Annotated in this window: 14 protein-coding genes and 2 pseudogenes; 4 read left to right on the plus strand and 12 right to left on the minus strand. The window is 48.9% G+C overall.

The window, feature by feature from the left end; translation table 11 throughout:
* Together AK963_RS35540 and AK963_RS17625 are read left to right on the plus strand one after the other, a co-directional pair.
* Positions 1 to 190: pseudogene (locus AK963_RS35540) on the plus strand (IS630 family transposase); the annotation flags it as partial.
* Positions 191 to 244: 54 nt separating this feature from the next.
* A complete protein-coding gene (locus AK963_RS17625; RefSeq protein WP_066016756.1) occupies positions 245 to 523 on the plus strand; it encodes a type 2 periplasmic-binding domain-containing protein in 279 nt (92 codons plus the stop codon).
* 34 nt (positions 524 to 557) lie between these two features.
* Here AK963_RS17625 and AK963_RS17630 read toward each other — a convergent pair whose 3' ends face one another.
* A complete protein-coding gene (locus AK963_RS17630) occupies positions 558 to 1,838 on the minus strand; it encodes an NAD(P)/FAD-dependent oxidoreductase (RefSeq protein WP_066016768.1) in 1,281 nt (426 codons plus the stop codon).
* A gap of 571 nt (positions 1,839 to 2,409) precedes the next feature.
* On the opposite strand from AK963_RS17630, the gene AK963_RS17635 reads away from it, so the two are divergent.
* Together AK963_RS17635 and AK963_RS17640 are read left to right on the plus strand one after the other, a co-directional pair.
* Positions 2,410 to 3,744, plus strand: coding sequence for a uracil-xanthine permease family protein (locus tag AK963_RS17635; RefSeq protein WP_066016757.1), 1,335 nt, complete (start codon positions 2,410 to 2,412; stop codon positions 3,742 to 3,744).
* A 77-nt stretch (positions 3,745 to 3,821) separates the two neighbouring features.
* Complete coding sequence (locus AK963_RS17640; RefSeq protein WP_066016758.1) at positions 3,822 to 4,229, plus strand: hemerythrin domain-containing protein; 408 nt, start codon at positions 3,822 to 3,824, stop codon at positions 4,227 to 4,229.
* Between the two features lie 57 nt (positions 4,230 to 4,286).
* Here the strand turns inward: AK963_RS17640 and AK963_RS17645 are convergent, their stop codons facing one another.
* The 11 genes and pseudogenes from AK963_RS17645 to AK963_RS35545 form a co-directional block, all read right to left on the minus strand.
* Positions 4,287 to 5,090, minus strand: coding sequence for an undecaprenyl-diphosphate phosphatase (locus tag AK963_RS17645; RefSeq protein ID WP_066016759.1), 804 nt, complete (start codon positions 5,088 to 5,090; stop codon positions 4,287 to 4,289).
* 25 nt (positions 5,091 to 5,115) lie between these two features.
* The gene (gene tsaB / locus AK963_RS17650) at positions 5,116 to 5,787 is read right to left on the minus strand and encodes a tRNA (adenosine(37)-N6)-threonylcarbamoyltransferase complex dimerization subunit type 1 TsaB (RefSeq protein WP_066016760.1); all 672 of its coding nucleotides are present in this window, start codon (positions 5,785 to 5,787) and stop codon (positions 5,116 to 5,118) included.
* A 173-nt stretch (positions 5,788 to 5,960) separates the two neighbouring features.
* Positions 5,961 to 6,611 (minus strand): adenylate kinase, encoded by a 651-nt coding sequence (gene adk, locus AK963_RS17655; RefSeq protein ID WP_066016761.1) that lies wholly within the window; start codon positions 6,609 to 6,611, stop codon positions 5,961 to 5,963.
* A gap of 183 nt (positions 6,612 to 6,794) precedes the next feature.
* Positions 6,795 to 7,916, minus strand: a complete 1,122-nt coding sequence (locus AK963_RS17660) for a beta-ketoacyl-ACP synthase III (RefSeq protein WP_066016762.1) — start codon at positions 7,914 to 7,916, stop codon at positions 6,795 to 6,797.
* Between the two features lie 84 nt (positions 7,917 to 8,000).
* On the minus strand, positions 8,001 to 8,798 hold the full coding sequence (locus AK963_RS17665) for a substrate-binding periplasmic protein (RefSeq protein WP_066016763.1): 798 nt from the start codon (positions 8,796 to 8,798) through the stop codon (positions 8,001 to 8,003).
* A 242-nt stretch (positions 8,799 to 9,040) separates the two neighbouring features.
* On the minus strand, positions 9,041 to 9,625 hold the full coding sequence (locus AK963_RS17670; RefSeq protein ID WP_066016764.1) for a disulfide bond formation protein B: 585 nt from the start codon (positions 9,623 to 9,625) through the stop codon (positions 9,041 to 9,043).
* A gap of 23 nt (positions 9,626 to 9,648) precedes the next feature.
* The gene (locus tag AK963_RS36905; protein WP_419535006.1) at positions 9,649 to 9,804 is read right to left on the minus strand and encodes a DUF5993 family protein; all 156 of its coding nucleotides are present in this window, start codon (positions 9,802 to 9,804) and stop codon (positions 9,649 to 9,651) included.
* Between the two features lie 82 nt (positions 9,805 to 9,886).
* Complete coding sequence (locus AK963_RS17675) at positions 9,887 to 10,120, minus strand: tautomerase family protein (protein WP_066016765.1); 234 nt, start codon at positions 10,118 to 10,120, stop codon at positions 9,887 to 9,889.
* A gap of 85 nt (positions 10,121 to 10,205) precedes the next feature.
* Entirely contained in the window at positions 10,206 to 11,654 is a 1,449-nt protein-coding gene (locus tag AK963_RS17680; protein WP_066016766.1) for an oligopeptide:H+ symporter, read from the minus strand.
* Between the two features lie 243 nt (positions 11,655 to 11,897).
* Positions 11,898 to 14,588, minus strand: coding sequence for a phosphoenolpyruvate carboxylase (gene ppc, locus AK963_RS17685; protein WP_066016767.1), 2,691 nt, complete (start codon positions 14,586 to 14,588; stop codon positions 11,898 to 11,900).
* Positions 14,589 to 14,707: 119 nt separating this feature from the next.
* Positions 14,708 to 14,897: pseudogene (locus tag AK963_RS35545) on the minus strand (IS630 family transposase); the annotation flags it as partial.

Genomic DNA, 14,897 nt, shown 5'->3' on the forward strand with positions numbered 1-14,897 from the left:
ACCATTCGCACCGGAGTTAAACAGCTCAGAAAGGCTATGGGAGTGGATGCGGGAGCATGACTTATCAAACAAAGCATTTTCAGGTTATGAAAATATTGTAGATTGTTGCTGTGAAGCTTGGAATAACCTTTGCAGCGAAGCTGGTCGACTGTTCAGTCTGTGCTCCCGTGATTGGGCAGTTATACAGTAGTTAGAAAATTCAATTGGTATTATTCCTGATGAAGGCGCTGGCCTGTGGTTTGATATGATCGCCATTCCAAAAGATGCCAAAAATCCTGAAGAGGCTCATATCTTTCTGAATTACCTGCTGCGGCCCGATGTTATTGCCAACATCACCGATTATGTGGCCTATGCCAATCCGAACAAAACCGCCACCCCATTGGTGGATGGTGAAATTCGTGAAAACCCTGGCATCTATCCAACTGATGAAGCCAAAGAACGGTTATTCGTCTTTGAGGTTCTACCCTCCAAAGTTAATCGCCAGATTAACCGTATGTTTACCAAACTGACATCCGGTCAGTAATAAAAAAACCGCCTGAAAAGGCGGTTTTTTTTCGTCAGCCTGCCAGGGAATCTTCAAGCTCTGCTTTCCAGATTGCCATGGCCAGTGCCGGTACACGGAGGACTTTTGGCGTTGGTATCCACTTATGGCGAATACGGGAGAACACATCGAATCGCTCAGACATTCCTGCCATTGCTTCAGCAACCACTCGCCCGGCAATATTGGTCAGTGCGACACCGTGCCCCGTATAGCCATGCGCTGTGTAGATATCATTACCCAGATGCTCAATATGCGGCATGTATTCCCGGGTAACGGCGAACAAACCACCCCAGTGATACTCCATTTTCACATCATCAAGTGTTGGAAATACCTTCAGCATCCGCTGACGCAGGCGCTCTTTGGAGTCACTGTATTCGCCATTGAATGGGTGATTAACGCCACCAAACAGAATTCGGCCATCCGCAGTTGGACGGAAATAGTCGAGACTGTTGTTTAAATCCGACATGGCCATTTTATTGGTAATGGGCTGTCGATCCCCCAGTTGCTCGGTAACGGCAATGTACGAGGCCACTGGCAATACTTTGCTTTCCGCTTTCCGGTTGAGGCCGTCAATGTAGGCATTACAAGCCAGAAGCACCTGCTTCGCCTTCACACTCCCCTGCTCTGTCAGTATCCGGTTTGAACTGCCTTTGACCAGTTTAATCACCTTGCTCTGCTCGAATACGCGAGTACCCAGATCAATTGCTGCGCGGGCGAGACCCAGTGTGTAGTTGAGGGGATGCATATGGCCGCTGTTGGTATCAAACAGCCCACCCAGATATTTCTCTGTTGAGGTCACTTCCCGGATTTTGTCGCGATCCCACCAGCTGACACTGGGGTAGTCATAACGGGTCTGTTTCAGCTCCAGCCAGGACTTCAACTCTTTTTCCTGGCTTGGCTTGATAGCCAGTTCGATATAGTTCTGCTGAAAATCACAGTCGATATTGAATTCACGGATACGATCGCGAACGATATCCAGCGACTCGCAGGAAAGATCCCACAGCTGCTTGCCCCATTGCGGGCCAAAAGTTTCATCCACCTCACGGAGCCCCAGACAGAAACCCGCCAGACACTGCCCGCCATTTCGACCGGAAGCCGCCCAGGAAATACGGCCAGATTCCAGCAGCACCACATCAAAGCCACGCTTGCGCAGTTCAATGGCCGCGTTAAAGCCGGTCATACCACCACCGATGATGCAGACATCCGCAGTGATATCTCCGTTCAGCACAGGCTGAAGCGGAAGTGAATGCCCGGTGGCCTGATAATAGGAATCGATATATTCGCCAGCTTGGCTCATTCCAGTTGCCCACTCATTTTTCAAAAACACAAACATCTAAAATGTAGAGGTTCTGTACGATGCACACCAACCACTTCGCCGCTCACCTCCGGTCATGGCGCTATGGCTATTAGAAATCACCTGGAAGGTATCTCCAGCCATAAACGACGGCGGATTATCCTGTGGATACTCCACACTGGCAATAAGTAGCTATGCAAAGAAAAACGGTTCGTGATCCGGTTAATTTAGAGAACTGTTACCGTCTGAAGTTCATTCATTAATTCAATCCTGTGTATAACAAACCATCACATTAAACAGAGTTGGCTAAAAACCAGACATAAAAAACGTATTAATTTATTAAATTTAATTTCCAGTGACGCAAATCAAAAAAACAAAATGGCCTGAGCTTTTAAATGTTCACAACTTTACACAGACAACAACAGTTTTTAAAAAAATCATCGCATTTATTTAATACATAAATGGCCAAATCAAATTCCAAAAAATCCAGTTTCACCGATCAATAATTACACATAACAGTTAAAAGCATTAAGCAGCCAATACGTTGGGAGCAAGTGCTTTAACGGAGGAAACGATGGAGCTTTACTACAAACTTGATGACCGCCCCCCACTGGCCAAGTGCCTGATACTGGGTCTTCAGCACTTGTTATCAGCACTCCCGGGAATCATTGGTGCTCCATTGGTTATTGCCTCTGTTCTTGGCTTCTCTGTTCAGGAAACCATTATTCTGGTTAACGCCTCCCTGCTGATGTCCGGTCTGGGTAGTATCGTTCAGGCGACGGGCATGGGACGTTACAATATGGGGGCAAAGCTCCCGGTGATTCAGGGCACCAGTTTTGCCTTTGTCGGCGTTGCCATATCCATTGGATTCCAGTACGGGTTTGCTGCCGTCATTGGGGCAACCATCGCCGGTGGTATTTTCGAAATACTGCTCAGCTTTATCATGCCTCAGGTGAGGAGGCTGTTTCCTCCTGTCGTGACTGGTACTGTGGTCTGTTTGATCGGTATGACCATCTTTCCGGTTGCCGTTGACTGGTTGGGCGGCGGCCATGGCGCTGAGGATTATGGCAGTCTCGTAAATCTTGGTGTGGGCATGGCGGTATTTGCCGTGGTGGTGGTTCTTAACCAGTGGTTTAAAGGCTTTATCTCTGCCGCTGCCATTATTATTGGTTTAACCGTTGGCTATGCACTCTGGTTCGCTCTGGGTCGACTGGATCTGACCAGTGTTGCAGAAGCTGCGATTGTTGCCATTCCCAATCCACTGCATTTTGGTGTCGAGTTCCATGCTGGCGCTATTGTCGCCATGTGTGTTGCCTATATCGTTTCTATGGTGGAATCCACCGGCGACTATCTCGCGCTGGCCAACTACTGTGATACCCGTCTGGATAGCAAGAGACTGAGTGCCGGTATTCGCTGGGAAGGGTTGAACAGTATCATTGCCGGCTTTTTCAACTGCACCGCGACAACCTCATTCAGCCAGAATATTGGTGTGGTTGGCGTTACCGGTGTTGCCAGCCGCTATGTGGTCATGGCAGCAGGCGGTATTCTTGTGGCTGCAGGCCTGCTGCCCAAGCTGGGTGCGCTGATTGCCAGTGTTCCCCAGCCTGTGATTGGTGGGGCTGGCCTTATTATGTTCGGCATGATTCTGGCTGGCGGTATCGGCATCATCAAGACGATTGATTTCTCCCGCCGGAACACCATGGTGCTTACCCTTGGGGTTGCTGCTGGCCTGGCGGTCACTTACCGACCAGAAATTGTGGGTCAGCTGCCAACCGCACTCAAGACAGTAATGGGTAATGGTATTGCGCTTGGTGCCATTGTCACCGTATTGGCCAACCTTATTCTGCCTGGTCAGCGCATGGAGGTTGAAGAAGAGCCAGAAGGTGAACCTGCCACTCAAAATGGTTAACCATTAATGATGTGAGACATATGTGGGAATCACGTCCTAAACTATTAGAAACCGTCATGTTCAGGGAGTGAACACATATGTCTCAGTTGATTCAGGAATTCAAAAGCGAACACTTGCAAATCAGTGACTTACTCTTGCAGGCTCGTGAAGTGGGTGTTGGTAACCAGCAGGGTCGGGACCTGATTCTTTCCGCCAAAAAAATGTTACTGGCTCATTTAAACAAAGAAGATAAGTACCTTTACCCTGTACTGAGAGAAGCTGCTGAAAACGATGAAAGCCTGAAGTCCACCCTGACTGACTATGCACTTGATATGGATAAAATTTCTGCGGACGTGATGGCCTTTTTTACCCTGTATGAGAGCGGTGACAATACCGTTGAACACTTTCAGCAGGACTGCAACAACATCATCAAAGCACTGAGTAAGCGGATTACCAAGGAAGAAGCGGTTCTCTACAAGACTTACGAAAAAATCAAAAGCGCGTGAAGCCGACAGCTTAAATGACCGGCTGGTTCTCAGTCGGCCATATACCAATGAAACGTTCTAAAAGAATACAAACCCAAGCAATACCACACCCAGAATCATCCGATAGATGACAAATGGCATGAGCCCTATACGGTTAATAAACGCCAGAAAGTAGTGTACACAGACCCAGGCACTGACAGCCGATACCAAGGTTCCAAGCGAGAGTGTCTGCCAGTCCACAGGTACAGAGCTTTTTGCCAGATCCAGCATCAACAGGCTACCAGCACCCAGAATCACCGGAATCGAAAGCAAGAATGAGAACCGGGCAGCCGCATCACGGGTAAAGCCCATCATCAGGGCTGCAGTCATGGTTATACCTGAGCGCGAGGTACCGGGAATCAGGGCCAGAGCCTGAGCAAAACCAATCAGCATTGCCTGCTTAAAGGTGACCTGCTCCAGAGGCTGAATACGCTTACCCTTCACGTCAGCCCATCCCAGCAGCGCCCCAAAAATCAACGTAGTACCAGAAATAACAGCCACAGTACGCATCGCCTCATCCAGCCCCATTTGTTTCAGGGCCAGACCAAATACCACGGCCGGCAATGTGGCAAAAATCAGATACCAGCCCAGGCGGCTGTTAAATGTAGCACCCTTTCCAACGAGAGAGCCCAGCCAGTCTCGGGCAATAGCGAAGAGGTCTTTCCAGAAATAGGCTATAACAGCAGCCAGCGTACCAATGTGTACAGCGACATCAAATGCCAGTCCCTGGTCCGTCCAGCCAAGCAGCTGAGCAGGTAGAATCAAGTGACCTGAGCTGGAGATGGGTAAAAATTCGGTAATGCCCTGGATCAGCGCCAGGATGATGGTCTGTAGAGTATCCATAACGGTCCTTCTGTCTTAAGAGGTTTTAGCGTTCTGATTTTTTCAGAGCCACCTTATCCCGAAGATAAACCGGCATGGCCTGCTCCGCAGGCAGCCCTTTACCCTGTTTAAAGTCGGCTGCAGCCAGCAGTGCTATATCCTGGGCATGAGGCCAGGCTTCAATCTGGCAGTCAACTACGTTTGCAGACAGTCGGTTTCTGAACGCCCAGCCAGTCCCCATACCAAACCAATGCCCTTCCATAACGGGTACCACAACCTGCTCCGGGACGGTCACTACCTCTGCTGAAACCGGCACCATTAAACCTTCAGACTCGGAAAATGCGCCCCAATAGACCTCATCCATTCTGGCATCGATGGCACTCAATACCTTTGATGCTTTGTGTTCTCTGAGTCCCTGCTGAGCCAGAGCTGCCAGCGTCGAGACAGGAACTACCGGAAGATCAACCGCAAACGCCAACCCCTGAACCATGGCAGTAGCCACTCTGAGGCCGGTAAATGCGCCAGGCCCCCGACCAAAGGCCAGAGCATCCAGCTGCTTAAGGCTTAAACCAGCCTGAGACAGAATGTCTTCAACCATTGGAAGCAGATCACGGCTGTGTCGGCGGGGGGTCAGCTCAAAGCGTTCGATCACTTCGCCATCAAGGTTAAGGGCAACAGAGCAAGCTTCCGTTGCAGTATCAAGAGCAAGCAGTTTCATGGGGAGTCTTTACTGTTATGGTGAGCGTCAGCAACATGGAAAGGCTTCTGCTCTGTGAATGAGCGCTATTTTGAAAAGACAGGCCGCTCATTACAACCGTATTTTCATTAATTACAAAAAAGTCGGTGGCGCTTTCACACCCCCGACTCTTTGTTTTGTTATGCAATCAATGCTCAGGCAGCAACGGGCTTCAGCGTGTCCAGTACCTGCTGTTTGATCTGGTCAACAGAGCCAACACCTTCAATGCGGCTGTAACGGGTATCTCCACCCACTTTCTGGTAGAACTCAACCAGTGGTGCAGTCTGGTCATGATAGACTCCCAGACGCTTGCGTACGGTTTCTTCTTCATCGTCTGCACGCTGCACCAGAGCTTCACCCGTCACATCATCCTTACCCTCTTCCTTGGGCGGATTGAACACCACATGGTAGGTACGGCCACTTTCAGGATGTACGCGACGACCACTCATGCGCTTGACGATTTCTTCATCTTCAACAGCAATTTCAACCACGTGGTCAATGGCAACACCGGCATCACGCAGGGCTTCTGCCTGGGGAATGGTGCGTGGGAACCCGTCAAACAGGAAACCATTGGCACAATCACTTTCAGCAATCCGCTCTTTTACCAGGGCAATGATGATGTCATCAGACACCAGGGCTCCGGAATCCATAACGGCCTTGACCTTTTTGCCCAGCTCAGTGCCATTTTTGATGGCAGCCCGCAGCATATCCCCGGTAGAGATCTGAGGGATACCGTACTCTTCCATGATAAATTGGGCCTGAGTCCCTTTACCGGCGCCCGGTGCACCCAGCAGAATAACGCGCATGAAAAGCTCCTGTTGCCAGCCATCCGTTCTCTGCTGAAAGAGATCGTATTATAGAGACATCGTCTGGCTTGGAATAATTGACAAACTTATCGAAAAGCGGACAAGGATATACAGCCAGAAGCCCGGTGACAAGTTTGGACTTATCACCGGGTCTTAGAGGATATTCTAACGCCATTATGGGTATTACTGCTTTTCAACCACCACACTACCGATGGAGTAACCTGCTCCGAAGGAGCATATAACCCCTTTGTCCCCAGATTTCAGGTCCAGCGAATGCTTATGGAACGCAATGATCGAACCGGCCGAACTGGTATTAGCGTACTCATTAAGAATCACCGGTGCTTCATGAGCAGCTGGCTCACGCCCCAGCAGCTTGCGCGCCACGAGTTGATTCATATTCAAGTTTGCCTGATGCAACCATAGACGACTTAAGTCACTGGGATGAAGTGCTAGAGACTCAAGGTGCTCAGAGATATGCTTGGCCACCTGAGGACAGACTTCTTTAAAGACCTTTCGACCATTCTGGACAAACAGCTTATCTGACTTGCCGATACCCGCTTCATCCGCACGATTCAAAAAGCCAAAGTTATTGCGAATGTTATTGGAAAATTGTGTCCACAGGTGACAACCAAGTACTCGATAGCCATCTTTTCGCTTGGCAATGTCTTCACTCTCAAGCAAAACGGCAGTACAGGCATCACCAAAAATAAAGTGGCTGTCCCGGTCACGGAAGTTCAAATGGCCGGAACAAATTTCCGGGTTCACCATCAATACCCGTTTTGCGGACCCACTGCGAATGGCATCGACGGCAGATTTAATACCAAATGTCGCCGAAGAGCAGGCAACGTTCATGTCGTAGCCGTAACCGCCACCACCGAGGAACTGCTGGATTTCAACCGCAATAGCAGGATATGGCCGCTGCATATTGGAACAGGCCACAATAATCATATCCACCTGTGATGGATCTACCTGAGCCTGAGCAAGCGCTCCTCTGGCAGCATGGAGTGCCATTTCGCACTGGACAGAGATGTCTTCATTGGAACGCTCCGGAATAAGTGGAACCATTCTCTGAGGATCAAGAACACCTTCCCGGTTTACCACATACCGGTTAACGATTCCGGACGCCTTTTCAATAAACTCACTGCTACTTCTGGCCAGTGGTTCCAACTCACCGGCGGCTATGGCGACTTTATTCTTATCATTCTCCTGATCGACCCAGGCATTGAATGCGTTGACCAGCTCATCATTACTGATGGCCCCCGCCGGGGTGTATAACCCGGTACCACTGATCACTACTTCCGGCACAATCACTCCATCACATGCTTATTATCTTTTATTTTTCGCATCTTATAGCAGGGTAATTACCAAGGGAACTAAATCTTATTCACCTTACTGGCTTGCCAGCTCCGTCAATGGCTGAGGAATATCCACTTCCCATTCGTCATACAGTGCCTGCAGACGGCCTTGTTTTGCCAGAACTTCAATACGTGCATCGAAAATATCCGCCAACGGCCTGCTTACATGGCCATCGCCGTATGACATGTAGTAGTAGTTTCCGGTCACAAATTCAGCAATTTCGAACTGCTCAAGCTCAATCTCTTCCTTCTCGGCAACCGCTTCGATTTCGGCCAGTTCATCCACCAGAACATCAATGTCACCAATTTCCAGAAGAGCTATGCCTTTCTTCATATTGATGAACTCTTTGACTTCAAAGTCACCGTACTTTTCACCATCCGGGATCAGGTTATACCCCTTTCTCATACCGACCACCTTTCCGGTCAGGTCAGGCCACTGATCAAAAGATCGAACGGCTCCCTCCTGATAGGCAATTGCAAGGTACTCAGGCTCCAGCGGGTATTTACTGAATGTCAGATTTTCATAATCAGAATCAAGACCTTCACCTGGTACACCATCCACTGCACGATATTCAGTCATCAGTTTCATGCTGCGGTTCCAGGGCAGGTTTTTCAGGCGGAGCTTAAACCCCAGAGGCGTGTAGACTTCTTTCAGAATCTCCCAGTAAAGGCCTGTACCATCTTTATGAGTATATCCATCCCACATCGGGGCGGCAAAGGTGAGCGTTTTTCGCTTGATCGTTGCAGCAATATCTTCCGCAGAACTTGCTGCAAGAGCCAGGCCACTGACGGAAAGAGACATCGCAAGGAGGAATGACGTCAACCACTTCATGAGCTGTTTCCCTTTTTCTTATAAAGCGCTACGAGACTGCGACAGGATTTGCCTGTTTAACAAAACGTCACTTTTCCCGCTCAAAGCTATTATTATTGGTTATTGCAGGTAAAGATGATCTACAGATTAGGGAGTAAACGCAAGACGAAGGCAGAAGAAACCGCTAAATTGATAACCATTTCAGCAAAAACACCTAAACAATACGACAACGAATACATATTGCTTCTTCAAACGTGAATGAATTACCGCCCTGGTACTAGCAGCTTATACCTCTCAGGGTTGTCATCACAAACCCAGAATCCACATTCAATTAAAGAAGACCCGGCATTGGTGAGAATAATCATAAGCCCTATAGTGATCACTGTTTTCACCCAGAAAGGCTGGAGCGTATAGGGAATGAAGCCCGGTCCATTACTCCCCATATACTGACCAGGTATTAATAAGAGCATACTCGTCAACAGAATAATGCTGACAAACGAGACAAATGCCCAAGTATAAAAGTGCATGCCAAAGACATCTTCACCGTATGGAGGTGTTCCTGGAATGACATGAAGGCTGACCTGCCTCAGTGCCACTGCCGCGCCAAAAACAGCGGATAACAATAACAGGCCATAGTGCCATGGCTTAGGGCCATAAGAGACATTCAGCAACAGGGCAATCATGCAGGCAACAAAACCCACTCGCTGTAGCAAGCAGAGAGGACATGGCAGATCATGTTTATAAAACTGGTCGTAAAATGCGTACACTAGCACTACTTCCAGTGCCAACAGGCCAAGCGCATTCAGATAGCGCAGAACCACTGGTAAGTCATAGCGTTGAAAGTACATGCATACTCACTCTTTCAGACAATTTATAAAAGAATTCGTAATGTTGATGTAGCGTGAAACTGAAACCAGTAAATGGACAAAAAGAAGGCAAAAGAATAGACACTCAGTCCGAACTTAAGGGAATTCCTCAGCAAGGCAATGGCAGCAATAAAGTTAAGCAGAAACAACAGCGAAACCATGGTGAGATACCTTCATAATGAAAATCTCCCCGAACCGGCTGTCGACCACACTCGGTCATCGACAGCAATGTTGTTAACGAAATCAGGACTTTCCGGTTCCTCGCTTCTGTCTTGATGCCTCAAGCTCAGGACTATTATCCCCCAGACTCCAGTTTCCGGGTTCCTGCTCTTCAATCACAACCCAGACCGCCTGCTGAAAACGATCTTCACCACCTGCAGCAACCTTCACCAGCAGCTCAGAAATACCATCCATCACTTCCTGCTTCTGGATTTCATTAAATAGCCCTTTGACCGTTTTCACAGAAACAAACGGCATAAGCACTTACCTCACAATAAACTTCGACCCTCACAGGGTAGCTCATTTTCACCAAAGTGATGCTGTTGAAGGGCTGGAGTTTCTTTTAATCCGCAATCATTCGGTTTAACCAGTGTGCAGAAAGCAACATACCGACAGAGACAGTCAGTGAAAACAGCCCCATGTCAGTAAAGAACTCACTATAGACAGGCAATGTGTCGACAGCAGAAGACAGGTCATCAATTTCCAGAGCGGTCAGGCTGGCCACATACCCGGCAATAACCGATGCCGCAGAGCTGGTTAAAAACCAGATCCCCATAATGAACCCGTGCAGGCGCTCGGGTACCAGTTGGGCCACCATGGCCAGCCCCAAACCGCTGATCAGCAGCTCACCAATGGACTGAAAGAAATAGCTCAATACCATCCAGCCAGAAGAGACCATCCCCTGTTGATTGGCAAAATAGGCCGCTAATGGAAACACCAGAAAACTGATGGATGTAAACAGCATTCCCAGGGCAAACTTAAGGGGCATGCTGGGGCCGCCACCATGCAGCTCTGTACGGTTATATATCCAGGCCATAATCGGACTGGCCACCATAATCCAGAACGGGTTCAATGATTGAAATGTCACAGGGTTAATGGTGATGCCCAGGATCACCGGCTCAACATTATTGATGGCAAAGAAGTTGAGTGAAGTGGGCATCTGCATATACATCACAAAGAACACAACCGCTTCGAGCATCAGAATTAGAGCGACCAGCATTCTTCGCTGTTCCTGCCCCTGGGCAGCAATAATCTCTTTCAGAAACATCAGCAATGCAGCTGTACTCACCAGGGCCAGCAGAATATTGGCCATTAACAGATAATGCAAAATCCACGCACTGATGCCACAGGCAACAATAATGCCTGAATAAAGTAACAGCCGGGTTTTCCAGGGTACCGGTCGAAAGTCGGGCTCAGAACCGATATCGCCTACCCAGTGGCGCATGAAGAAATAATTACTCACAGCCACAAACAAGCCTATGGCACTCGCCATAAAACCGGCTCCCCACCCCATGTATTCCGCAATATAAGGAACCAGTGTCATAGACAGAAACGAGCCTATATTGATGGACATATAATAGAGGGTAAAAGCACCATCCAGCCGGTTATCTTCTTCTTCATAGCATTTCGCCAGCAGGCTGGAAGGATTCGCCTTGAACAGGCCATTCCCAACGGCAATACAACCCAGAGCCACATAAACAGTCGTCTGCTGATGACCAGCCATTGCCATGATCAGGTAACCGACCATCATCACCACAGCTCCCAGAACCATGGTCCGCTTGGTACCAAAAATGTTATCCCCTACAAACCCTCCGATAGACACAAATCCAAAGACCAATGCACTGAATGCACCAAAGGTAATAAATGCATCTTCATCTTCCATACCCAGCTGACGTACAAGATAGATCGATAACAGAGCCTGAAGACCGTAATAACCAAAGCGCTCCCATAACTCGATAAAAAAGATCAGGTAAAAAGGTTTGGGTTGATTCAGGATATTGAATTGCGACATAACGGCTCCAGATCAGGTCCAGAAAGCACACTTCGCTAAATGCACGGGTATGATGAGGTGGAATGAAGAAGAAATAGAGAGAGGTTTCAGGGACTGTTGAAAATTGCCAAAAGCATACTCAAATTAAACGAGACCAGCCCAGTATAGTTCGATAATTCTTTAAATCACCTGTGATAAAAATAAAAAAGCACCCAGACGATTAATCTGGGTGCTTTTTACTCAGGAGCTGTGAAACGTTCTGAATTAGCCTGTATTTCGCATACCTGCGGCAATACCAGCAATCGTGATCATCAGCGCCTGCTCAAGCTCTTCTCCCACTTCAGCATCTTCTCCCGCCACCTTTTCATGAGAGCGAACCCGCTGCAGCAACTCAGCCTGAAGGAAGTTCAGTGGATCGGTGTAAGGGTTACGCAGACCAATGGCTTCTTTGTTCTGCGGATGAGATGACATCAGCTCATCCCCTTCCTTAAGATCCAGCAGCACTTCGATGGCAGACGACAACATACGTCTTAATTTTTCGCCCAGATAGCGAAGATTATCGGGTACCAGCTGATCTTCATAATACTTGGCCAGTTGAGCGTCGGTCTTCATGAAGACCATCTCCAGCATTTCCAGACGAGCCTTAAAGAAAGGCCAGTTGGTCATCATCTCTTCCAGCACATCCCGATTGCCATTTTTGACAGCATTCTCCAGCGCTTCACCACAGCCTAACCAGGTAGGCAGCATGAGGCGAATCTGTGTCCAGGCAAAAATCCAGGGAATTGCTCGCAGACTTTCAACACCACCATTAGGCTTTCTCTTGGCAGGACGCGACCCTAGCGGCAGTTTACCCAACTCCATTTCTGGCGTTACAGCCCGGAAGTAAGGCACAAAGTCAGGCTCTTCACGAACAATACCACGGTACACTTTAACGGAATCAGCTGACAACTGATCCATTACCTCCCGCCATTCCTGCTTGGGTACTGGCGGAGGCAGCAGTGTTGCTTCCAGTGTCGCGCTGGCATAAAGCATCAGGCTCTGTACAGCCACCTGAGGAAAACCAAACTTGAAGCGGATCATTTCACCCTGCTCAGTCACCCGCAGACGGTTATTTACCGAGCCCGGAGGCTGGGAAAGGATAGCCGCATGAGCAGGGCCGCCTCCTCGACCAATGGTACCACCGCGGCCATGGAAAAGGGTCAATCTGACATCAGCCTCAGCACATACCGCAGTGACTTCTTCCATCGCACGGTACTGTGCCCAGGCTGCAGCCATCCAGCCAGCATCCTTTGCAGAGTCAGAGTAACCAATCATGACCATCTGACCACCATGGCAGTAACCACGGTACCAGGGTAATGAGAGCAGGTGACGAATACACTCAGCCGCGTTGTCCAGATCATCCAGTGTTTCAAACAGTGGTGCGATGGGCATGTCGAAATCCACGCCACACTCTTTCAACAGTAGAGCAACCGCCAGTACATCCGATGGCTGGGTAGCCATGGAAATCACGTAGCAGTTCAAAGCTCTGGAGCCTTCGGCGGCAACCACACGACAGGTATCAATCACTTCCTGAACTTCAGGAGAGGGAGACCACTTATGTGGCAGTAGAGGTCTGGGGTTCTGAAGCTCTTTCAGCAGGAAGCTTTGCCTTTCCAACTCTTCCCAGTGCTCATAGTCCCCCAGGCCAAGGGCCTTGGTCAGTTCACTGAGTGCCTGAGTATGACGGCCAGACTCCTGACGGATATCCAGTTTAATCAGAGTCAAACCAAAGCAGTACGCCCTTCTCAGCGTATCCAGCAGCGGGCCATCAGCAATCACCCCCAGTCCACAGGCATGGAGAGACTCGTAACACAACCGTAACGGCTTGATCAGATCTTCATTATCAAGAATTACACCTGCAGTGGGCGTTAAATGCGCATCCCCCTGTCTGGCCAGGCCTCGCTCACACCACTGACGTGTATGCTTCAGCTTTTCCCGCAAGTCTTTTAAAACAGACCAGTAAGGTTCACGAGAATCCCCCACAAGCACTCGCAGCTCATCACTGCAATCGTTCATGGAGAGCTCACTGATCAATGGTTTAAGGTCTCTCAAAAATAGGTCTGCAGCCATCCAGCGACTGAGCAGCAGCACTTCACGGGTCACTTCAGACGTTACAAATGGGTTGCCATCCCGGTCTCCCCCCATCCAGGAGGAGAAGTGAACAGGTACGGCATCAATCGCCAGCCGGTGACCAGTAAACTCCTGAAGGCGGTCATCCATCTGACGGACAAACTGTGGTACCGCATTCCACAAAGAATGCTCGATGGTTGCAAAGCCACCTTTGGCTTCGTCAACCGGTGTTGGTCGTTTACTGCGAAACTCATAGGTATGCCACGCCTGAGTAATCAGCTGGCGAATACGCTGCTCAATGCGCTGCTTTTCATTCTCACTGAGAGACTGGTTTTCCAGATCATTCAGACATTGAAATACCTGTTCATATTTTTGAATCAAGGTACGGCGGGTTACTTCAGTGGGGTGCGCGGTAAGTACCACCTCAACATCCAGCTCAGAGGCTTTCTCGGCAATCTGCTGATCACTGAAACCTTTCTGCTTCAACGCCTTGAGCAGTTCACGAAAATGATCGGGAACACAGTAGCTGGTTTCACAGTCTCTGGATACCAGGTGAAACTGCTCGGCAATATTGGTGAGGTTCAAAAAGTGACTGAACGATCTTACGACAGGTACCAGCTCATCATCTGGCAGGCTGTGTAGCAGATCCAGCAGTGCCTGCTGTTCGTTAACGCCTTTATCGTCAACTGCATCGCTGCGGGCAGCTTTGGAGAGCTGGCGAATAGATTCAATCTTGTTGAAGAAATCCTCTCCCTTGTGGTCCCGAATGACCTCACCCAGCAAGGTACCCAGCATATTGACATTTCGACGCAGCGACGACGGGTTCTCTGATGGCTTTTCTGACATAGCTATTTGCCTTTCGATGTTATTCCGGCCCACTTTGCCTCCATAAGTTGTCATAGCGACTCTGACTCATTGAGTTCAGTTATTAGTCCATGACAATTTATACCAATTGAATTTTCTAACTACTGTATAACTGCCCAATCACGGGAGCACAGACTGAACAGTCGACCAGCTTCGCTGCAAAGGTTATTCCAAGCTTCACAGCAACAATCTACAATATTTTCATAACCTGAAAATGCTTTGTTTGATAAGTCATGCTCCCGCATCCACTCCCATAGCCTTTCTGAGCTGTTTAACTCCGGTGCGAATGGT

It is taken from the genome of Endozoicomonas atrinae (assembly GCF_001647025.1).
Taxonomy (GTDB): Bacteria; Pseudomonadota; Gammaproteobacteria; order Pseudomonadales; family Endozoicomonadaceae; genus Endozoicomonas; species Endozoicomonas atrinae.